Raw genomic sequence first — 19935 nt, forward strand, 5'->3', positions numbered from 1 at the left:
ACCCTACACGTAGCCTGGCTACATGTTAATACTACTACGCCCCGTCGTAGTAAATCTTACGACGGGGCGTAGTAGAAGTGGGCTTCGGGCGTGACCCGCGCAGGCGGAGGCGCGCGGGGGATCAGCTCAGGAAGAGGGTGACCGGGAGGGCGACCAGGGTGGCGGCGACCGCGAGGGCCGTGGCACCGAGGGCGCGGGGAGGCCGCTCGGCGACCAGCAGGCGCTGTACGCGTACGTCGAGATCGCGGTCGCCCAGACCCAGCGCGCCCGCCGGTGTGACCCGGTGCCCGGCGGCGGCGAACCGGCGCAGCGCGCCCGCCAACGGCGCCTCGGCGTGCAGCTCGCGCGCCTTGTCGTCGGCACGCATCTCGACCAGCAGGGCGACCCGCTCGTGCGCGTCGCGGACCCAGCCGAACCAGGGCAGCGCCCGGCAGAGGGCGGTGAACGGCAGCAGCACGAGATCGTGCCGCTCGTGGGCGTGGGCGCGCTCGTGTGAGAGAACGGCCGCCAGTTCGGCCCGATCCAGCAGACTCAGCGTGCCCGCGCTGACCACCACCTGCGGCTTCACCCCGGGCAGGCAGTACGCGGCGGCGCTCGGATGGTCCAGGACGAGCGCCCCCGGCGCGGCCGGGTCGTCCCGGGCCACCAGGGTGAGCAGGTCCCGGTGCCGGCGCTGGGCGCGGATGGTGCCGTGGATGCTGCGGACGGTCGTGGTGCCGAGCACCGCTCCGATGCCGAAGCCCACCCCGACACCGGCCAGGTGGAAGGCGGTCTCCCCGATGGGCAGGGTGCCGTGCGCGAGATCGGAGGCCAGGGCGAGCAGCGCGCTTCCGGTCGGCAGGTCGTACGCGCTCAGCCCGAGCGCCATCGGCAGGCCCATCGCGGACAGGCCCAACGCCAGACCGACCGCCTGCCAGCAGACGATCGCCACCCGAGGGCTGCGCCACGTCCAGGTGGAGCGGGCCAGCACCTGGGCAGTCAGGTAGCAGGCCAGCATGGTGGCGGCGAAGTGGACGGCGTACGCCATGGCGCGCCTACCGCTCCGCTGTCTCGTCGGCAGCCCGTCGGCCCGTCGGCCCGTCCACGCGGTCGGTCAGGCCACCGCTGGAGGGGCTGGTGAGCCCGGCCTCGCTGCCCAGGGCGGCCCGTAGCACCTCGGCCTCGGTGCCGGTCACCGAGCGGGCGAAGCGCACCAGCGCCGCGTCCCGACTGCCGCCCAGGTCGAGGGCGTCGAGCATGAGCTGGGCGATGTGCGCCTCGCGGCTGGCCGCCGGCCGGTAGCGCCAGGCGCGTCCCTCCCGCTCCCGCTGCACCATGCCCTTGCCGGCGAGCCGGTCGAGCACGGTCATCACCGTCGTGTACGCCAGCTCGCGGCCGTCGAGCGCGTCGGCCACCTCGCGCACGGTCACACCGTCCGAGGTGCCCGGGACCACGTCCCACAGCACGTCCATCACCGCACGCTCAAGATCGCCCAACCGAGTCACCGCCCAATCCTACCTCCGGTAGTAGACCACCCACCGGCCAGGCCGAGCGCCGGAAGGCACCGCAAGATCCCCACAAGAACAGGGATGTTGCCGCCTCAGACGCCCCCAAGGCAGCAACATCCCCGAACTTGCGCAAATCTCGCCCACTCCGCCCACCCGACAACTCAACGTCGGGCGGAACCCGCAAGCTGACCCACCCGACGGACCCGGCCCACGTCAGGTTTTCCGGGGGAGCCCGCCCACGAAGGGATCAAGCCTGACCGCCCGGAGTGGGCGGGCTCCCCCGGAAAACCCCCAAGGCCGAGGAGAAGATCACACCCCCTTGGGGTGCCACACCGTCTTCGTCTCCAGCAGCGCGGTCATGCGGGTCACGCCCGGGTCGGCGGTCCAGTCCGTCTGACCCGGAGCGGGCCGGAGCACCCGCTTGAGGTTCTCAGCCGCCTTGACCTCCAGCTCGGTGGCGAGCGAGGCATCGGTCACGCCGGTCAGGTCGATCGCGTTGACGTCCAGGTGCGACGCCAGCGTCGGTGCGGTCTCGGTGATCGCGCCGGTGAGGACGTTGACCACACCGCCGGGCAGGTCGGACGTCGCCAGCACCTCGGCCAGTGTCACCGCCGCCAACGGTTCCGACGGGGAAGCGGCAACCACCACCGTGTTGCCGGTGACGATCGCCGGGGCGATCACGCTGACCAGGCCCAGCAGCGCCGGGCGCTCCGGGGCGACCACCGCGACCACGCCGGTCGGCTCCGGGGCGGAGATGTTGAAGTACGGGCCGGCGACCGGGTTGGCGCCGCCGTACACCTGGGCGAGCTTGTCGGCCCAGCCGGCGTACCAGACCCAGCGGTCCACCGCCGCGTCCACCTCGTCGCCTCCGATGCCCAGGGCGACGAACTGCTCGCGGCGGCCCTCCAGCATCTCGGCGGCCCGGTAGAGGATCTGACCCCGGTTGTACGCGGTCGCGCCGGCCCAGCCCTTCACGGCGGCGCGGGCGGCGACCACCGCGTCCCGGGCGTCCTTGCGGGAGGCCAGTGACACATTCGAGGACTGCACGAGATACGACCGTCCCGACTCGCTGCGCGGGAACTTCCCGCCGATGAAGAGCTTGTACGTCTTGCGTACCGCGACCCGCTCAGACATTGAGGTACCCCTCCAGCCCGTGCCGGCCGCCCTCGCGACCGTAGCCCGACTCCTTGTAGCCGCCGAACGGCGAGGTGGGGTCGAACTTGTTGAACGTGTTGGCCCAGACCACGCCGGCGCGCAGCCGGTCAGCCATCCACAGGATCCGGGAACCCTTGTCGGTCCAGATCCCGGCCGACAGCCCGTACGGCGTGTTGTTGGCCTTCTCCACGGCCTCGGCGGGTGTGCGGAAGGTGAGCACCGACAGCACCGGCCCGAAGATCTCCTCGCGGGCGATGCGGTGTGCCTGGGTGACGCCGGTGAAGATGGTGGGCGCGAACCAGAAGCCCCGGTCGGGCAGCTCGCACGGGGCCGACCAGCGTTCGGCGCCCTCGGCCGAGCCGGCGTCGGACAGCTCGCGGATGCGCTCCAGCTGGGCGGCCGAGTTGATGGCGCCGACGTCGGTGTTCTTGTCCAGCGGGTCACCGATGCGGAGCTGGGCCATCCGCCGCTTGAGCGATTCCAGCACGCGGTCGGCCACGTTCTCCTGCACGAGCAGGCGGGAGCCGGCGCAGCAGACGTGTCCCTGGTTGAAGAAGATGCCGTTGACGATGCCCTCGACGGCCTGGTCGATGGGCGCGTCGTCGAAGACGATGTTGGCGGCCTTGCCGCCCAGTTCCAGGGTGAGCTTCTTGCGGGTGCCGGCGACGGACCGGGCGATGGCCCGGCCCACCTCGGTCGAACCCGTGAAGGCGACCTTGTCCACGCCGGGGTGCTCGACCAGGGCGCGGCCGGTGTCACCGGCGCCGGTGAGGATGTTGACCACACCGGCCGGCAGGTCGGCCTGCTGGCAGATCTCGGCGAACAGCAGGGCGGTCAGCGGGGTGGTCTCGGCGGGCTTGAGCACCACGGTGTTGCCCGCCGCGAGCGCCGGGGCGATCTTCCAGGCCAGCATCAGCAGCGGAAAGTTCCACGGGATGACCTGCGCGGCCACTCCGATCGGCTGCGGGTTCGGCCCGAAGCCGGCGTGACCGAGCTTGTCGGCCCAGCCCGCGTAGTAGAAGAAGTGCGCGGCGACCAGCGGCAGGTCGACGTCGCGCGACTCCTTGATCGGCTTGCCGTTGTCCAGCGACTCCAGCACGGCCAGCTCGCGGGAGCGCTCCTGGATGAGCCGGGCGATCCGGTACAGGTACTTCGCCCGGTCGCGGCCGGGCATCGGACCCCAGACCTTGTCGTACGCCTTGCGGGCGGCGCGAACCGCGCGCTCCACGTCCTGGGCGCCGGCCTCGGCGACCTCGGCCAGCACCTCCTCGGAGGCGGGGTTGATCGACTTGAAGCTGCCGCCGTCGGTCGGGTCGACGAACGTGCCGTCGATGAACAGCCCGTACGAGGGCTTGAGGTCCACCACCGAGCGGGACTCGGGGGCGGGGGCGTATTCGAACATCGGCTATCAGTCCAGGGTGAAGTAGTCGGGACCGGAGTAGGTGCCGGTCGTCAGCTTGGTGCGCTGCATGAGTAGGTCGTTGAGCAGGCTGGACGCGCCAAAGCGGAACCAGTCCGGGTCGAGCCAGTCCGGGCCCACGGTCTCGTTGACCATCACCAGGTACTTGATCGCGTCCTTGGTGGTCTTGATGCCGCCGGCGGGCTTCACGCCCACCTGCCGTCCGGTCGCCTCGCGGAAGTCCCGGACAGCCTCCAGCATGACCAGGGTCACCGGCAGCGTCGCCGCGACCGGGACCTTGCCGGTGGAGGTCTTGATGAAGTCGCCGCCGGCCAGCATGGCCAGCCAGGAGGCCCGGCGCACGTTGTCGTAGGTGGCCAGCTCGCCGGTCTCCAGGATCACCTTGAGGTGGGCGTCCCCGGAGGCCTCCTTGGTGGCCACGATCTCGTCGTAGACCTCCTGGTAACGCCCGGCCAGGAAGGCGCCCCGGTTGATCACCATGTCGATCTCGTCGGCACCGGCCTCGACGGCGGCCCGGACGTCGGCGAGCTTGATCTCCAACGGCGCCTGACCGGACGGGAACGCGGTCGCCACGCTGGCCAGGTGCACACCGCTACCGCGCAGCACCTCGGCGACGTACGGGACCATCGCCGGGTAGACGCAGACCGCTCCGACGTGCGGGCACGACAGGTCGGCCGGGTCCGGGCGCAGCGCCTTCGCGGCCAGCGCGCGCACCTTGCCGGGGGTGTCCGCGCCCTCGAGGGTGGTCAGGTCGACCATGCGGATCGCCAGATCGATCGCCTGCGCCTTGGCGGTGGTCTTGATGGAGCGGGTGCCGAGCTGTGCCGCCCGCTGCTCCGCGCCGACCTGGTCCACGCCGGGTAGGCCGTGCAGGAAGGTCCGCAGAGCGGTCTCGGATCGTCCCAGCTCGGAGAGGTCCGACCGGGCCGACGTCGTTGTCGCCGTCATGCCGAGAAGTCTACGCACGGAACCGCTGAGTGATCTTGGTCACGGCGGGCGGTTGCGTGAGCGACGTCGCCGGTCCGCCCGCACCCCCACCGGTACGCGGGACGGCCCGGTAGGTTGAGCGATCGTGGACGTACACGTCATTGACCACCCGCTGGCCCAGTCCCGGCTGACCGCCATGCGGGACGCGCGCACCGATTCCTCGACGTTTCGGGCGGCGCTGCACGAACTGACAACCATGCTGGTGTACGAGGCGGCGCGCACCTTCCCCGTCGAGCGGTACCCGGTGCAGACGCCGGTCACCGGCACCGAGGGCACCCGGCTGGCGAACCCGCCGCTGCTGGTGCCGGTGCTGCGCGCCGGCCTGGGCATGGCGGACGCCGCGCTCGGCCTCCTGCCCGAGTCCTCGATGGGCTTCGTCGGCCTGGCCCGCGACGAGGAGACCTACGAGCCGCGCGCCTACATGGAGTCGTTGCCCCGGGAACTCGCCGGCCTGCCGGTGCTGGTCCTCGACCCGATGCTCGCCACCGGTGGCTCGTTGGAGCACTCGTGTCGGCTGCTGGCCGACCGGGGCTGCACCGACATCACCGTGCTCTGCGTGCTCGCCGCGCCGGTCGGCATCGAGCGGCTGGAACGCTCCGGCCTGCCGTTGCGCCTGGTCACGGCCTCGATCGACGAGGGCCTCAACGACCGCATGTTCATCGTTCCCGGGCTCGGGGACGCCGGTGACCGCCAGTTCGGCGGCATGCCCCGGTTCTGATCATCCACCCGGTCGGTGCCGGGTGACGGCGGGTCCGCGCGCGGTGGTGCGCGGACCCGCTACCGTCTCGGGCCATGACTGGTGTTGCGCTCGCCGAGGAGCTGCTGCTCCTTGCCTACGACGACTCGACCGGCAAGGCGACCATGCCGCGGATCAGCCTGGACCTGGGGATGGCCGCCGCGGTGCTGGTCGAGCTGGCTCTGGCTGGCCGGATCGCGTACGCCGACGGGTCGCTGGCCGTGGTCGATCCGACGCCCACCGGCGAGCCGATCACCGACGAGGTGCTTGCCCGGATCGCCGCCGACACCCCGCACACCCCGGCGTCCTGGGTGCAGCGCCTGCGGCACGGTCTGCGCGACAAGATCCTCGGTGACCTGTGCACCCAGGGAGTCGTCCGCGACGTCGACGAGACCGAACTGGGCTTCATCCACGTGCACCGCTATCCGGTGGTGGACAGCTCCGTCGAGGCGGACACCCGCCAGCGGCTGGCCGACGCGCTGGCCGGCGCGGCGGCCCCGGACGAGCGCACCGCCGCCCTCGCCACCCTGGTCGTGGTGCTGCGGATGGAGTCCGCGCTGGGTGTGAGCGGCGACGAGGCCGCCACCGCCCGCCGGCGGCTGGAGGAGATCGCCACCGGCGCGGGCTTCTCCGGCCAGGTGAGCACCGACGACTCGGTCGTCCGCCCGTCGGTCGGCCTGGTCGTCGCCACGCTGGCCGCGGCGGTCGACGCGGCGCTCGGCAAGCGCGCCTGACCCTGCCGCTGCACACCCACCGGGTCGGGGCCAGCCCCACCCTGACGTCCTTTGCTCTGCTTCAACCCGCGCAACACAAGCAGCCGCCAAGTGTCGCCTCCGCTGAAGCAGAGCAAAGGACCCGCGACGGGTGGGTGGGGGTGGGGGCGGGTTCGGTCGCGGTCAGATGCCGAGGGCGGCAGCGATCTCGGCGCGCAGCAGCGCCACCGCCGCGCTGGCCCGGCTCCGGGCGGCGGCGACATCGCCGTCGGACACCGGCTCCACCACCTCGAGGTACGCCTTGAGCTTCGGTTCGGTCCCGGAGGGGCGAATGACCACCCGAGCCGTCGCGGTACGCAGGATCACCACGTCCGACTCGGGCAGCAGGTCCCGGACACTGTCGACCGGCTGATCGAGCAGCGTGGTCGGGGTGGCCGCCCGGACCCGGGCCATCGCGTCGGTGATCTCCCGCAGGTCGTCCACCCGCACGGAGAGCTGGTCCGTGTGGTGTACGCCGAACTCGGCGGCCAGCTCGTCCAGCCGATCGGCCAGCGTACGACCCTGCGCCTTGAGGCCGGCGGCCAACTCCGCCACGGTCAGCGCGGCGGTGATGCCGTCCTTGTCCCGGACGTGCTCCGGGGCCACGCAGTAACCGAGCGCCTCCTCGTAGCCGAAGACCAGCGGCGCGCTTCCGCCGCCGGCCCGCATGATCCACTTGAAGCCCGTCAGCGTCTCGTCGTAGGGCAGGCCCCGGGCCGCGCACATCGCCCGCAGCAGCGACGACGAGACGATGGTGGTGGCGTAGAGCCCGGTCACCCCGCGCCGCATCAGGTGATCGGCGAGCAGCACGCCCACCTCGTCGCCGCGCAGCATCCGCCAGCCGTGCCGGTCGTCCCGGACGACCACCGCGCAGCGGTCGGCGTCCGGGTCGTTGGCGATGGCGAGGTCCGCGCCGGTGGAGTCGGCCAGCGCGATCAACCGGTCCACCGCCCCCGGCTCCTCCGGGTTGGGGAACGAGACGGTCGGGAACGCCGGGTCGGGCTCCGCCTGGTCGGGTACCACTCCGGGGATCGGGAAACCGGCCCGCGCGAACGCCGCGGTCAGCACCGCCGCACCCACCCCGTGCAGCGGGGTGTACGCCACCGACAGGTCCCGTGGACCGTCCGGGTCGATCACGGCGGTGGCCCGCTCGACGTACGCGGCGACGAGGTCGTCACCGAGCACCTCGCCGGCCCGGCCCAACGGCACCCGCGTCAACGGGCCGACCGCACGGATGGCGGCCTCGATTCCGGCGTCGGCCGGCGGCACGATCTGCGCCCCGGCGCCCAGCTCACCGCCCAGTTCCGCGCCGAGGTAGACCTTGTAGCCGTTGTCCTGCGGCGGGTTGTGGCTGGCGGTGACCATCACGCCGGCCACCGCGCCCAGTTGGCGTACCGCGTACGCGAGCACCGGCGTGGGCAGCGGTCGGGGCAGCAGCAGTGCCGGACGGCCCGCTCCGGTCGCCACCTGGGCGGTGCGCTCGGCGAACTGACGGGAGCCGCGCCGGGCGTCGTACCCGATCACCAGCGGGCCGTTCCCACCCTGGGCCGCGAGCCACGTGACCAGGCCGGCGGCGGCCTGCGTGACCACGGCGAGGTTCATCCCGTTCGGGCCGGCGCGCAGCGGACCGCGCAGGCCGGCCGTGCCGAAGGTCAGTGGGCCGGCGAACCGGTCGGCCAGCTCCGGGGCGCTCGCCGGCAGCCCGTCGAGAACCGCCGTCAGCTCGTCCCGGCTCGCCGGATCGGGGTCGTCGGCCAACCAGCGCCGAGCTTGCTCGCGAATGTCGTCGATGTCAGTGGTGTCCGCCGCCATGCCCCTTGATAGCACGGCGGCGGATCACCGCTGTCGGTTCCCTCCGGCTCAGCCGTCTCCGGTGAGCTGGAACGTCTTCACCATCTCGTCGAAGATCGGCTTGCTCTCGGCGAACACGTCCTCGGTGGCGGAGAGGTAGAACGAGTACGACTTGCCGTCCTTGACGACCGCGCGCCACACCCCGTGGCGCATCTCGCCACCGGAGCCGCAGGTGTACTCGAATTCGACGCCCGGGCTGCCCGCCAACTGCTGCTCGGCGATGGACACCTGCTCGTACGGCTTCTTGCAGTTGGTGCTCTTGGTGCGGAGGAAGTTCTGCGCGCTCTCCGCCCAGCGGGTGGGCGTCCCGGTCCACTTCTCGGTGAGGATCCGGATCTTGCGACCGTCGTCCTCCGGGTCGATGTAGTCGGTGTACGAGCCGCCGGTGGCCTTCTTCCAACCCTTGGGCACCATCACCTGGACGCCGCGGGCCGAGTGCTCCTGCATCTCGACGGCCGGGCCCGCCGGTGCGGACGGGGTCGGCTGCGCCTGCGGGGTGCTCGGCGCCGGGTCGTCACCGCTGGAGAGCGCCACGATGCTGATCAGCAGTACCACGGCCAGGCCACCTGCCGCGGCGAGCTGGACCTTGCGCGGCCAGCCCTTGACCGTGGTGACGAACTGGCCGCCGGTCGCGCGGACCTTGTCCAGGGCGCTGCCGCCACCACCGGCCGGGGCCGGCGTCGTCGTCCAGGGCTGACCGGTGCCCGGAACCGACCACTGGTTGCCGCCGCCGTAGGTGCCGCCGATGCGCTGGGTGGCCTCCGGTGTGCCGTAGTTGACCTGCTGGGTGGCGTCGGGCCGGTTGCCGTAGGTGACCCGCTGCGTGGCGTCGGGGTGCGCCCCGGCGTCCACCCGCTGGGTGGCGTCCGCGCTGCCTCCGTAGGTGCGCCCCGCGGCGGGGCGACCCGAGGTGGACATCGCGCCGGTGGGCGTGTGCAACGGGCCGGCGAGCGCGTCGGCGCTGGTCTCGTCGAGGGCCGCGGCGGCACTCGCGTCGGCCGGCTGGGGACGCTCGCCCCGGCGCAGCGCGGCCAACCGGTCGGTCAGCGACTCGTCCGGCGCGAGCATGGCCCGGCCACCGATCTGGTTGTCCGACTTCGACTCCGGCTGGGCCGGCTGGTGGACGGGAGCCGGACGCTGCTGCACCGGCACCACCGCGTACGGGTCGGTGACCGAGTGCACGGCGGTGGCGGTGCTGCCCAGCGGGCCGGCGAGCAGCTCACGCAGCATGCCCCTGGAGGTGTGCACGTCCAGCCGGCGGGCCGGGTCCTTCTCCAGCAGGCCCATCAGCACCCGGGTCAGCGGACCGCTGCGCTGCGGCGGTGCCGGCGGGTCCTCGACGACGGCGTGCATGGTCTCGATCGGGTCGCCCTTGTCGAACGGCGGACGCCCCTCGACGGCCGTGTAGAGCGTCACACCCAGCGAGAAGAGGTCGCTCGGCGGGCCGAACTCCTGGCCCATGGCCCGCTCGGGCGAGATGAAGTGCGGGGAGCCGAGCACCATGCCGGGGGTGGTGAGCTGCACGTCGGTGGGCATCCGGGCGACACCGAAGTCGGTCAGCACGCAGCGCCCGTCGGAGCAGATCAGCACGTTGGCCGGCTTGACGTCCCGGTGCAGCACGCCGATGGCGTGGGCGACCTCCAGCGCGCCGAGCAGCGCGATGCCGATCTTGGCGACCGCGCGGGGGGCGACCGGACCGTCCTCGATGACCATGTCGGCGAGGCTGCGGGCGTCCAACAGCTCCATGACGATCCACGGCCGACCGGCCTCGGTGACCACGTCGTACACCTGCACCACGGCGGGGTGCTGGATGGCGGCGGCGGCGCGGGCCTCGCGCAGCGTCCGCTCGTACATGGCGTCGCGGTCACTGGGCGCCAGGCCCGGGGGAAGGACGACCTCCTTCACCGCCACGTCGCGGCGCAACAGGGTGTCTGTGGCGCGCCACACCGTGCCCATGCCGCCGTTGCCCACCGCGGACCGCAGCGAGTACCGGCCACCGATGGTGGTGCCGGGCGCTGCTCGTCCGCTGGCGGGACTTACCTGTCCGCCGCTCCACGTCGGGATCTGAGTCACAGAAAAGCCACCGGGGGAAATCGAGGGGGGCTGGGACACAACCCCCCTATCTTGCTGGTTCCGACGCCCGATGCGAAAGCCGACGCGGCGGACGTTTACCGAAGTCCACAGATCGTGCCCGTGCGTTCACCTCCCGTCGACCGGTCGGGACGCTCTGTGCGGTATCCCTCACCCGACCTCGGGCCAGGGCGTCCTACCATCCGGGGATGAGCGAACCGCGGTCAAGCGAGTCCGGTTTCCCGATCAAGGGCGTCTACACGGCGGCCGACCTTCCGGAGGACCTGGACTCCCGGCTGGGCGGTCCGGGCGACTTCCCGTACACCCGGGGGGTCTACCCCACGATGTACACCTCCCGTCCGTGGACCATGCGCCAGTACGCCGGCTTCGGCACCGCCACCGAGTCCAACGCGCGGTACCACCAACTGTTGCGGGCCGGCACGACCGGTCTCTCGGTCGCCTTCGACCTGCCGACCCAGATGGGGTACGACTCGGACGACCCGATCGCACACGGCGAGGTCGGCAAGGTCGGGGTCGCCATCGACTCCATCGAGGACATGCGGCTGCTCTTCGCCGACATCCCGTTGGACAGGGTCTCCACCTCGATGACCATCAACGCGCCCGGTTCGGTGCTGCTGCTGCTGTACCAACTCGTCGCGGAGGAGAACGGGGTACCCGGCGCCGCGCTCAACGGCACCATCCAGAACGACATCCTCAAGGAGTACATCGCCCGGGGGACGTACATCTTCCCGCCGAAGCCGTCGCTGCGCCTCGTCGCCGACACGTTCGCGTACTGCCGCAAGGAGGTGCCGAAGTGGAACACCATCTCCATCTCCGGCTACCACATGGCCGAGGCCGGCGCGACGCCCGCGCAGGAGATCGCGTTCACCCTGGCCAACGGCGTCGAGTACGTCCGGGCGGCGTTGGCCGCGGGGCTCGCGGTGGACGACTTCGCGCCCCGGCTGTCGTTCTTCTTCGTGGCCCGCACCACACTGCTGGAGGAGGTGGCGAAGTTCCGCGCCGCCCGGCGGATCTGGGCCCGGCTCATGCGTGACGACTTCGGCGCCAACAATCCGAAGTCGATGATGCTGCGCTTCCACACCCAGACCGCAGGCGTGCAGCTCACCGCCCAGCAGCCGGAGGTGAACCTGGTCCGGGTGGCGGTGCAGGGTCTGGCCGCGGTGCTCGGCGGCACGCAGTCCCTGCACACCAACAGCTTCGACGAGGCGATCGCGCTGCCCACCGAGAAGGCCGCCCGGCTCGCGCTGCGCACCCAGCAGGTGTTGGCGTACGAGACGGACCTGACCGCCACGGTCGACCCGTTCGCCGGCTCGTACGTGGTGGAGGCGATGACCGCCGAGATCGAGGCCGCCGCCGTGGAGTTGATGGAGCGCGTGGCCGACCACGGCTCGGCGGTCGACGCCATCGAGGCCGGGTTCCAGAAGCGGGAGATCGAGCAGTCCGCGTACCGGATCGCCCAGGAGATCGACTCCAGTGAGCGGGTGGTGGTGGGGCTCAACCGGTTCACGGTCGACGAGGAGGAGCCGTACGAGCCGTTGCGGGTCGACCCGACGATCGAGGCGGTGCAGGCCGAGAAGCTGGCCCGGCTGCGCGCCGGGCGGGACGCCGACGCGGTGACGCGGACACTGGCCGACCTGCGGGCCGCCGCCGACGGCTCGGACAACGTGCTGTACCCGATGCGGGAGGCGCTGCGGGCCCGGGCCACGGTGGGCGAGGTCTGCGGGACCCTGCGGGAGGTGTGGGGCCAGTACCGGCCCACCGACCGGTTCTGACCGCTACCGCCCGGGTGTGCCGACCCGGCTCCGGGGGTACGCCGACCGGGTGCGCCGCAACGCACACGGTGTGCGGTCGGGCTGCGCGCGCGTATGTGAGCGTCCTTGTCCGGCCCGCTGCGGAGCGTGGTCGTCTTATTGTCGGAGTGTCAGTTCATCACCCCGACTAATGCGACAATTCGCGGTGAAGATCCATGCGTCGCCTTCGACTCATGGACACTCGGGCCGGTTACGCGTTGTAGGAGGTGAGGGGGCGGATGACGGCGTTCGAACGCGATCTACCTGCGATCCCGCACCTCGATGAGCGCCCTCAGCAGGGCATACGTGACGCTACGCGAGCCGATCATCACCGTAACGAGGTTGCGCAGCGTCACCGTCCGAGGTCTAGGCTGTCTGCTGTCCCCGATGATCCATCCATCTCTAGTGATCGAGAATTCGACGTGACGAGTGCGTTGACGCTGCCCACGGGCGGCCAGCTGGCGTCGTCCTGGCTGGAGGCCCCGCCCGGATCCCAGCCCCTGCCCCGCGACCTGGACCACCTGCTCGCCCTTCGGGTACCCGGCCTCATCGCCACGCGCCGTCACCTTCACTCGCACCCCGAGCTGTCGGGTACGGAGTTCGAGACGGCGGCCCTGATCGCGCGGGAACTCTCCCTGGCGGGTCTGCACCCGCGGCTGCTGCCCAAGGGCAACGGCGTCATCTGTGACGTCAACGGCCGTCCGGACGGCCCGATCGTCGCGCTCCGCGCCGACATCGACGCCCTGCCGCTCGACGACCCCAAGGACGTGCCGTACCGCTCCACCGTCGAGGGCGTCTGCCACGCCTGCGGCCACGACGTGCACACCACGATCCTGCTCGGCGTCGGCATGCTGCTCGCCCAGCTCGCCGACCTCGGCGAGTTGGACGGCCGGGTCCGGCTCATCTTCCAGCCGGCCGAGGAGATCCTGCCCTGCGGCTCGCTGGAGGTCATCGAGGCCGGCGGCCTGGACGACGTCGTGCAGATCTTCGCGCTGCACTGCGACCCGAACCTGCCGGTGGGCCAGGTCGGCCTGCGGGTCGGCCCGATCACGGCGGCCGCCGACAACGTCACCGTCCGGCTCTCCGGGCCGGGCGGGCACACCGCCCGCCCGCACCTGACCGTCGACCTGGTCGACGCCCTCGGCCGGCTGGTCACCGAGGTGCCGGCCCTGGTCAGCCGGCGGGTGCCGGCCAACAGCGGGCTGCTGCTGGTGTTCGGCCACGCCTCGGCCGGCACCCGTTACAACGTCATCCCCTCCGAGGCGTCCGCCTCGGGCACGCTGCGCGTCATGGACCGCGACACCTGGGAGAAGGCGCCCAAGATCGTGGCTCAGGTGGTGCGGGACGTGATCGCCCCGACCGGCGCCACGGTCGACCTCGAATACCTGCGTGGCCGTCCGCCGGTGAGCAACGACTCCCGGGCGATCCAGGTGCTGACCGCCGCCACCGGTGCCGCGCTCGGCCCGGAAGGGATCGCCGAGACGCCGCAGAGCATGGGCGGCGAGGACTTCTCCTGGTACCTGGAGTACGTCCCCGGCGCCCTCGCCCGCCTCGGCGTGGGACGTATCGGACCCAACGTCGACCTGCACCGCGCGTCCTTCGACGTGGACGAGCGGGCCATCCCGGCCGGCGTACGCGTCATGGTGCAGACCGCGCTGCGGGCACTGGCTGCGGCGCGCTGACCTCGGCGGTCTGCGCCGGCGACCTCCGTCGCCGGCGCAGCACCAGCAGCACGACCGCCAGCGGTACGCCGACCGCCACCAACCAGGGCAGCAGCGCGCCCAGGACGGTGAGCAGGACGGTCATCGAGGTGGCGAACGCCTTCCATCCGCCCTTGAGCCCGACCAGGAAACCGGTCTCGTTCTTCTCCCCGCTGGTCTTCGCGGCCGGCCCGGCCAGCGCCACCGTGATCGTGGACAGCGCGGTCAGGTCGGCCAGCCGCCGCTTCTTGGCTTCCAACGAGGCCAGGTCCGCCTCCCGGCGACCCAACTCGTTCTCCAGCGACACGAGGTCGGCGATCGAGTTGGCGCGGGCGAGCAGCCGTCGTGCGCTGTCCACGCGCGCCCGCTGCGTGATGATCCGGGCCTCCAGGTCGACGGTCTCCTCCGTGACGTCCCGAGTGTTGATCTCCCGGCTCTGCTGCCGACCGAGTTTCGCGACCTCCTCCACCACGCCCGAGAACCTGGCCGCCGGCACCCGCAACTGCAGCTCGGCCACCGCGTCGGCCTCGGCGCTGCGTCGCTGGTCGCCGCCGACGAAACCACCGGCCCGGGTGACCAGCGCGCTGACCTCACGGGCCGCCGCGTCCACATCGGTCACCTGCACCCGCATCGATCCGGTGTAGATGATCGCCCGCTGGTCGACCCGCAGATCCGGAGCACCGGCCCCGGCCGTCCCCGCCGCTTCCGCGCCGCTGCCCTTGTCAAGTGCGCCCTGAGGGGCCTCGGCCGCCGTGCCCGCCGAGTCCGCCGATCCGCTGTCGCCGGCGCTGCACCCCGCGAGGGCCAACGCCGCCACGAGTGCGCCTGCCGCCAGTACCGCGCCGCCGCGGCGGCGTCCTCTCCGTCCGTCCATCCCCGCTCCCATCGTCGTCAGCTTCAGTGGCGATAGCTCGGACGTGACGCGCCCGCCGCCTGGTTCCGGCAGACTGCGCTGAGGACATCACGATTCGATAGTCGAGGAGTCACGATGCGGCTCACCAAGTACGCCCACTCCTGTCTCCGGGTGGAACACGACGGGGGAGTGCTCGTGGTCGATCCCGGAGTCTTCAGCGATCCCGGAACGGCGCTGGACGGTGCGGACGCGGTGCTCGTCACCCACGAGCACCCGGACCACCTCGACCCGGCCGCGGTGCGTCTCCAACTCGACCGGCGGCCGTTCCCGATCTACGGGCCCGCTTCGCTCGCCGACACGCTGGGCGACGCGGCGGAGGCGCTGTGCCCCGTCGAGTCCGGCGAGTCGTTCACCGCCGCCGGTGTCGCGGTCCGCGCGTACGGCGGGCGGCACGCGGTCATCCACCCGGACCTCCCGGTGATCGACAACCTCGGCTACCTGATCAACGACGTGGTCTACCACCCCGGCGACTCCCTCGTCGTACCGGAGGAGACGCCCGTCGACACGCTCTTCGCGCCGATCCACGCCCCCTGGTCGAAGTTCTCCGAGGTGCTCGACTTCATCCGGGCGGTCGCCCCGCGCCGCGCGTACGCCCTGCACGACGCCCTGCTCAACACCAACGGGTTGGGTGTGCTGAACCGCCAGTACGCGGCGATGTCCGGCACCGAGTACCAGCGTCTGGAGCCCGGTACCCGGGTGGACGTCTGACGCGATGCCCGGCCCCTCCGTGGAGCTGGTGCGGCAGCTCTACCGCACGCCACCGGACCGGTTCGTGGCCGCCCGGGACGCCGCGGTGGCCGAGGCCCGGCGGGCCGGTGATCCGACCACGGCCCGGCAACTGGCCCGACTGCGCCGTCCCACCGTCGCCGCCTGGCTGGTCAACCTGCTCGCCATCGAACGTCCCGAGCTGGTCGCCGACCTGGTCGGTCTGGCCGACGCGCTACGGGCTGCCCAGCGGGAGCTGCGCGGTTCGCGGCTGCGGGAACTGTCGGCCCAGCGCCGGGCGGTGGTCGCGGCCCTGGTCGCCGAGATCCGCACGCTCGCCGCGGCCGAGCCCGAGGCGCCGCCCGCCGGCCGGCTGCCACTGGCCGAGGTGGAGGCGACCCTGAACGCGGCGCTCTCCGACGCCGATGTCGCCGAGCAGGTACGGGCGGGGCGTCTGCTCCGCTCGGCCACCTACGCCGGCTTCGGTGAGGTGCCCCGACCACAGTTGCGGCTCGTCACCGGCGACGAGGAGGAGCCACCGGCCGGTCGCCCGGTCGTCCAGCGGGAGAGTCCGGAGCCGACTCGCCGTACCGACCGGGCCGGAGAGCGTGCCGTGCAGGCCGAACGGGCGGCACAGCGGGCGGCCCGAGCCGAGCGTGCCCGCCGCCGTCGCGCGCTCGACCGCGAGCTGGAGCGTGCCCGGGCCGACCAGCAGCGGGCCGAGGACGAGTTGACCGAGGCCGCCGGGCAGGAGCGCGACGGCATCGGCGTACTCGACGGTATCGAGACCGAGCTGGCCGAGCTGGAGCGCCGGCGCGCGGTGGCGGAGCAGGACCTGAGCCGGGCCAAGCTGGCCCGACGCGCGGCCGAGCGGGCGGTCACCGTGGCCCGTCGGCGGGCGGGCGAGGTCGAGGCCGCCGTGGAGGCGTTGGCGGCCGAAGAGGGGGATGCGGACGCGGGCGGTGGGGCGGCAGACTGACATCGATGGATGACGACGAGCGGGTGTGCCGTTCGGGGCCGGCTGTCCCCGGGCGGAGTGCCACCGCTGTGCGGTGGGGCGGCCCGCAGATGGCGGCCGGATGACGCCGGAGCAGATCGCCGCCGCCAGCAAACCCGTCGTCCTCGACCTCGGCGACGGGTTCAGCAGGTGTCCGAGCACGCTGCGTCGGGCGCGTCTGCTCGGCATTTCCGGCTGGGCCTTCTACATCGGCGGTCGGGCGGGCGCGCTCGGCGACGGACCACGAGCCGCTGTCGTACGAGCGGTGGCGAGCCCGGATCGGCGACGTGACCGCCTGGGACGAGTGGTTCGTCGCCGAGGTGGACGGGGTGCTCGCCGGCGGGTTGCAGTCCTCGGACCAGGCGCTCGACCAGCAGCAGGGCTGGGTGAAGAGTTTGTCGGTGCTGCCCGCGTACCGCCGGCGTGGGGTGGGCGGGGCGCTGCTGCGCCGCGCGTTCGCCCGCTACGCCGACAAGGGTCGGCAGTCCGCCGGCCTCGGCGTGGACCTCACCAACCCGACCGCACCGCTGTCGCTCTACCGGTCGGTGGGCCTGCGGGAGACCTGGTGGAGCGACATGTACGAGCGGGTCGTCCCGGCCGTCGGTGTGTGATTGGCGACCCCGGCCGGGCCCGGCGGGCGTCGGAGCCGGAGACGGTTGCAGACTGGGGGGGTGCGATACGCGCTACGGGGACGCGGTGCCGGTGGGGCGGGACCGCAGCTCGGTGACGTAGTCGTCCGGCGCGCCCGCCTTCTCGGCGGCGTTCGCGATCTCGGACAGGTACCACGACGTCGGCAGGCCGCCCTCGTACCCGTCGAACACGTAGATCCACGCGGTGACGTCGCCGTCGAGGGTGGAGACCCGCACGTGCAGCTTGCGGTACGTGCCGGCGGTCACACCCTCGATCTCGTCGAGCTGGGCCGCGTCGTACGGGTGGATGTCGTAGATCGCCACGAACACCCGGTCGCCGGGGGACTCGACGACGGTGCTCACCGCACCCTCCCAGCCGATCACGTCCTCCCCGGCGAAGGTCAGCCGCCAACCCTCCAGCCAGCCGGTGCCGACCATCGGCGAGTGCGGGCAGTAGGCCCGCATTCGGGACGGATCGAGGTTTGAGCCGTAGGCGGCGTGATGACCCACGGCGATGACGATAGCCCGACGAATGGGTGGGGGAGAATACGACTGTGCGTGTCGGATGCGCTCGGGAGAAGAAAGTCACTGTGAGCACCAACGAAGGGCGAACGTGGTGAGCGCGAGGAGTGCAGCGCAGCGGAGCCCCGCAGTCGCGAGCGAAAGGATGGCACTGTGAGCCGGATCGTGATCATCGGCGGTGGGCCGGCCGGGTACGAGGCGGCACTGGTCGCCGCCCAACTGGACGCCGATGTCACCGTGGTCGAGGCCGACGGCGCGGGCGGGGCCTGCGTGCTCTCCGACTGCGTGCCGTCGAAGACCTTCATCGCCAGCTCTCAGGTGGTCACCGGCTATCGGGACACCGAGGAGTTCGGCGTGCACTCGGACGGCCTGGAGGCGGTGACCGTCGACGCCCAGGCGGTGCACGCGCGGGTGAAGCGGCTGGCGCTGGCGCAGTCCGCCGACATCCACGCCAAGCTGCTCAAGGCGGGGGTCACCTTCGTGGCCGGCACCGCCCGGCTCGGCGAGGACGCGCTCGGGCACACCCACCTGGTCGTCATCACGCCCGCCGACGGCGGCGAGGAGTACTCGATCGCCGCGTCCACCGTGCTGGTGGCCACCGGCTCGACGCCCCGGCAGTTGCCCACCGCCGTACCTGACGGTGAGCGCATCCTGACCTGGCGTCAGGTGTACGACCTGCCGGAGCTGCCGGAGCACCTGATCGTGGTCGGCTCGGGTGTGACCGGCGCGGAGTTCGCCAGCGCGTACCTCGCGATGGGGGTGGAGGTCACCCTGGTCTCCAGCCGCGACCGGGTGATGCCGCACGAGGACGCCGACGCGGCCTCGGCCATCGAGCGGGTGTTCCGCAACCGGGGCATGAACATCCTCAACAACTCCCGGGCCGACGCGGTGCGGCGTACCGCGGACGGGGTCGAGGTGGAGCTGTCCGACGGCCGCAAGGTCACCGGCTCGCACGCTCTCATCGCGGTCGGTTCGATCCCGAACACCGCCGACCTGGGCCTGGCCGAGTACGGCGTGGAGCTGGGCCGGGGCGGTTACATCACCGTCGACCGGGTCTCCCGGACGAACGTGCCCGGCGTCTACGCCGCCGGTGACTGCACGGGTGTGCTGCTGCTGGCGAGCGTCGCCGCCATGCAGGGGCGGATCGCCATGTGGCACGCCCTCGGCGAGGCCGTCCGCCCGCTGCGTCTGCGGACCGTCGCCGCGAACGTCTTCACCGACCCGGAGCTGGCCACCGTCGGCGTCTCGCAGGACGAGATGGACGCCGGCAAGGTGCCGGCCCGGCAGGTGATGCTGCCGCTGTCCGGCAACGCCCGGGCCAAGATGGACGACCTCTCCGACGGTTTCGTGAAGCTGTTCTGCCGCCCGGCCAGCGGCCAGGTGATCGGCGGCGTGGTGGTCGCCCCGAAGGCCAGCGAGCTGATCCTGCCCATCACGATGGCTGTGGAGAACAATCTGACGGTCAACGAGCTGGCCCAGACGATCACCATCTACCCGAGCCTCTCCGGTTCGATCACCGAATCCGCCCGTCAGCTCATGCTCCACGAGCTGGAGTGAGCGCACCGTCCTCGTCGGGTGAACGCCGGGTGAGGGTCAGCGCTACCGTCGCGAGGACCGCTACCTCGGTGAGGATCAGGAGGCGTTCGGCGAGCCCGATGAGCAGGCGGTCGCCGGGGTAGGCGGACCACACCATCCCGCCCGCCAGGACCAGGCTCAGCACGACGAGGGTGCGGAGCGTCCGGGCGGCGGGTGTCAGGTCGGGGCGCCGGGCCAGCAGCCAGCCGCCGACCGGCAACGCCAGGAAGGCGACCACCGACGCGTACCGGTGCACGTAGGCGGACGTGGTCATCGTGGCGCCGGGCTCGTTCGTCGGCACCACGGCTGCCAGCAGCAGCCCCGCCACCCACGCGCCGAGCAGCAGCTCGATCGCTCGACCGGATCGTGGCGGGTCGGTGCGCCGCAGCCCGTGGAGCAGGGCCACCGTGGTGAGCGCCAGCACCACCATGGCCGCGTCGATGACACCGCCCCGGTCGGAGACGGCGAAGTCGCTGATGGTCAGCGCCCACGGGTTGAGGTCGTCGTTGACTTCCAGGTGACCGATCACGGTGAGCAACGCCGCCACGGCGATCCCGCCGAGGGCCAGCAGGCCGGTACTCCGGGTTCCAGGCATGCCTCAGCCTGTCGCCGTGGACACCCCAAC

Annotated in this window: 18 protein-coding genes; 8 read left to right on the forward strand and 10 right to left on the reverse strand. The window is 72.0% G+C overall.

Translation table 11 applies throughout. From position 1 onward, the window contains the following. Window positions 1-121: 121 nt before the first annotated feature. The 5 genes from ACGFH9_RS07635 to deoC all read right to left on the reverse strand — a co-directional run bounded on the left by ACGFH9_RS07635 (window position 122) and on the right by deoC (window position 5010). Window positions 122-1027, reverse strand: a complete 906-nt coding sequence (locus tag ACGFH9_RS07635; RefSeq protein WP_393216676.1) for a M56 family metallopeptidase — start codon at window positions 1025-1027, stop codon at window positions 122-124. A 7-nt stretch (window positions 1028-1034) separates the two neighbouring features. Continuing rightward, a complete protein-coding gene (locus tag ACGFH9_RS07640; protein ID WP_393216678.1) occupies window positions 1035-1484 on the reverse strand; it encodes a BlaI/MecI/CopY family transcriptional regulator in 450 nt (149 codons plus the stop codon). Window positions 1485-1796: 312 nt separating this feature from the next. Beyond that, a complete protein-coding gene (locus ACGFH9_RS07645) occupies window positions 1797-2621 on the reverse strand; it encodes an aldehyde dehydrogenase family protein (RefSeq protein WP_393216680.1) in 825 nt (274 codons plus the stop codon). Then, window positions 2614-4044 (reverse strand): aldehyde dehydrogenase family protein, encoded by a 1431-nt coding sequence (locus tag ACGFH9_RS07650; RefSeq protein WP_393216682.1) that lies wholly within the window; start codon window positions 4042-4044, stop codon window positions 2614-2616. Before ACGFH9_RS07650 ends, ACGFH9_RS07645 begins: the two co-directional genes overlap by 8 nt. Before the next feature lie 6 nt (window positions 4045-4050). Further along, window positions 4051-5010: a deoxyribose-phosphate aldolase gene (gene deoC, locus ACGFH9_RS07655; protein ID WP_393216684.1), complete on the reverse strand. Its 960-nt coding sequence runs from the start codon at window positions 5008-5010 to the stop codon at window positions 4051-4053. A gap of 124 nt (window positions 5011-5134) precedes the next feature. Here deoC and upp point away from each other — a divergent pair, with 124 nt between their 5' ends. Both upp and ACGFH9_RS07665 read left to right on the forward strand, forming a co-directional pair. Beyond that, entirely contained in the window at window positions 5135-5767 is a 633-nt protein-coding gene (gene upp, locus ACGFH9_RS07660) for a uracil phosphoribosyltransferase (RefSeq protein ID WP_355246059.1), read from the forward strand. A gap of 74 nt (window positions 5768-5841) precedes the next feature. After that, window positions 5842-6519 (forward strand): GPP34 family phosphoprotein, encoded by a 678-nt coding sequence (locus ACGFH9_RS07665; RefSeq protein ID WP_393216686.1) that lies wholly within the window; start codon window positions 5842-5844, stop codon window positions 6517-6519. 162 nt (window positions 6520-6681) lie between these two features. On the opposite strand, the gene ACGFH9_RS07670 is transcribed toward ACGFH9_RS07665, so the two are convergent. Then, window positions 6682-8349: a phospho-sugar mutase gene (locus ACGFH9_RS07670; protein WP_393216688.1), complete on the reverse strand. Its 1668-nt coding sequence runs from the start codon at window positions 8347-8349 to the stop codon at window positions 6682-6684. A gap of 48 nt (window positions 8350-8397) precedes the next feature. Beyond that, a complete protein-coding gene (locus ACGFH9_RS07675) occupies window positions 8398-10461 on the reverse strand; it encodes a protein kinase (protein ID WP_393216690.1) in 2064 nt (687 codons plus the stop codon). Window positions 10462-10667: 206 nt separating this feature from the next. Here ACGFH9_RS07675 and ACGFH9_RS07680 point away from each other — a divergent pair, with 206 nt between their 5' ends. Together ACGFH9_RS07680 and ACGFH9_RS07685 are read left to right on the forward strand one after the other, a co-directional pair. Then, entirely contained in the window at window positions 10668-12251 is a 1584-nt protein-coding gene (locus ACGFH9_RS07680; protein ID WP_393216692.1) for a methylmalonyl-CoA mutase, read from the forward strand. A gap of 440 nt (window positions 12252-12691) precedes the next feature. Then, window positions 12692-13951 carry an amidohydrolase gene (locus ACGFH9_RS07685; RefSeq protein ID WP_393216694.1) on the forward strand — a complete coding sequence of 420 codons (1260 nt, stop codon included), beginning with the start codon at window positions 12692-12694 and terminating at the stop codon, window positions 13949-13951. Here ACGFH9_RS07685 and ACGFH9_RS07690 read toward each other — a convergent pair. Beyond that, window positions 13908-14864: a DUF4349 domain-containing protein gene (locus ACGFH9_RS07690; RefSeq protein WP_393217009.1), complete on the reverse strand. Its 957-nt coding sequence runs from the start codon at window positions 14862-14864 to the stop codon at window positions 13908-13910. The two genes, ACGFH9_RS07685 and ACGFH9_RS07690, sit on opposite strands and share 44 nt — an antisense overlap. Window positions 14865-14957: 93 nt before the next feature. Between ACGFH9_RS07690 and ACGFH9_RS07695 the strand changes: the two genes are divergently transcribed. From ACGFH9_RS07695 to ACGFH9_RS07705, 3 genes are all read left to right on the forward strand, one after another. Beyond that, window positions 14958-15590, forward strand: a complete 633-nt coding sequence (locus ACGFH9_RS07695; protein ID WP_393216696.1) for an MBL fold metallo-hydrolase — start codon at window positions 14958-14960, stop codon at window positions 15588-15590. A gap of 4 nt (window positions 15591-15594) precedes the next feature. Further along, window positions 15595-16566 carry a hypothetical protein gene (locus tag ACGFH9_RS07700; RefSeq protein WP_393216698.1) on the forward strand — a complete coding sequence of 324 codons (972 nt, stop codon included), beginning with the start codon at window positions 15595-15597 and terminating at the stop codon, window positions 16564-16566. Window positions 16567-16871: 305 nt separating this feature from the next. Next, window positions 16872-17195, forward strand: a complete 324-nt coding sequence (locus ACGFH9_RS07705; RefSeq protein WP_393216700.1) for a GNAT family N-acetyltransferase — start codon at window positions 16872-16874, stop codon at window positions 17193-17195. Between the two features lie 72 nt (window positions 17196-17267). Here ACGFH9_RS07705 and ACGFH9_RS07710 read toward each other — a convergent pair whose 3' ends face one another. After that, window positions 17268-17723 (reverse strand): gamma-glutamylcyclotransferase, encoded by a 456-nt coding sequence (locus ACGFH9_RS07710; protein ID WP_357175024.1) that lies wholly within the window; start codon window positions 17721-17723, stop codon window positions 17268-17270. A 165-nt stretch (window positions 17724-17888) separates the two neighbouring features. Between ACGFH9_RS07710 and ACGFH9_RS07715 the strand changes: the two genes are divergently transcribed. Beyond that, window positions 17889-19292, forward strand: coding sequence for an NAD(P)H-quinone dehydrogenase (locus tag ACGFH9_RS07715; RefSeq protein ID WP_393216702.1), 1404 nt, complete (start codon window positions 17889-17891; stop codon window positions 19290-19292). Here ACGFH9_RS07715 and ACGFH9_RS07720 read toward each other — a convergent pair. Next, entirely contained in the window at window positions 19270-19905 is a 636-nt protein-coding gene (locus ACGFH9_RS07720) for a DUF998 domain-containing protein (protein ID WP_393216704.1), read from the reverse strand. The two genes, ACGFH9_RS07715 and ACGFH9_RS07720, sit on opposite strands and share 23 nt — an antisense overlap. Window positions 19906-19935: the final 30 nt, after the last annotated feature.

The organism is Micromonospora sp. NPDC049102 (genome assembly GCF_043197485.1).
Lineage (GTDB): Bacteria > Actinomycetota > Actinomycetes > Mycobacteriales > Micromonosporaceae > Micromonospora.

Coding starts and splice junctions, on each gene's coding strand:
- ACGFH9_RS07700 (WP_393216698.1), top strand. CDS start 15,595: ATGCCCGGCCCCTCCGTGGAGCTGGTGCGGCAGCTCTACCGCACGCCA.
- deoC (WP_393216684.1), bottom strand. CDS start 5,010: ATGACGGCGACAACGACGTCGGCCCGGTCGGACCTCTCCGAGCTGGGA.
- ACGFH9_RS07680 (WP_393216692.1), top strand. CDS start 10,668: ATGAGCGAACCGCGGTCAAGCGAGTCCGGTTTCCCGATCAAGGGCGTC.
- ACGFH9_RS07720 (WP_393216704.1), bottom strand. CDS start 19,905: ATGCCTGGAACCCGGAGTACCGGCCTGCTGGCCCTCGGCGGGATCGCC.
- ACGFH9_RS07650 (WP_393216682.1), bottom strand. CDS start 4,044: ATGTTCGAATACGCCCCCGCCCCCGAGTCCCGCTCGGTGGTGGACCTC.
- ACGFH9_RS07695 (WP_393216696.1), top strand. CDS start 14,958: ATGCGGCTCACCAAGTACGCCCACTCCTGTCTCCGGGTGGAACACGAC.
- ACGFH9_RS07645 (WP_393216680.1), bottom strand. CDS start 2,621: ATGTCTGAGCGGGTCGCGGTACGCAAGACGTACAAGCTCTTCATCGGC.
- ACGFH9_RS07665 (WP_393216686.1), top strand. CDS start 5,842: ATGACTGGTGTTGCGCTCGCCGAGGAGCTGCTGCTCCTTGCCTACGAC.
- ACGFH9_RS07635 (WP_393216676.1), bottom strand. CDS start 1,027: ATGGCGTACGCCGTCCACTTCGCCGCCACCATGCTGGCCTGCTACCTG.
- ACGFH9_RS07670 (WP_393216688.1), bottom strand. CDS start 8,349: ATGGCGGCGGACACCACTGACATCGACGACATTCGCGAGCAAGCTCGG.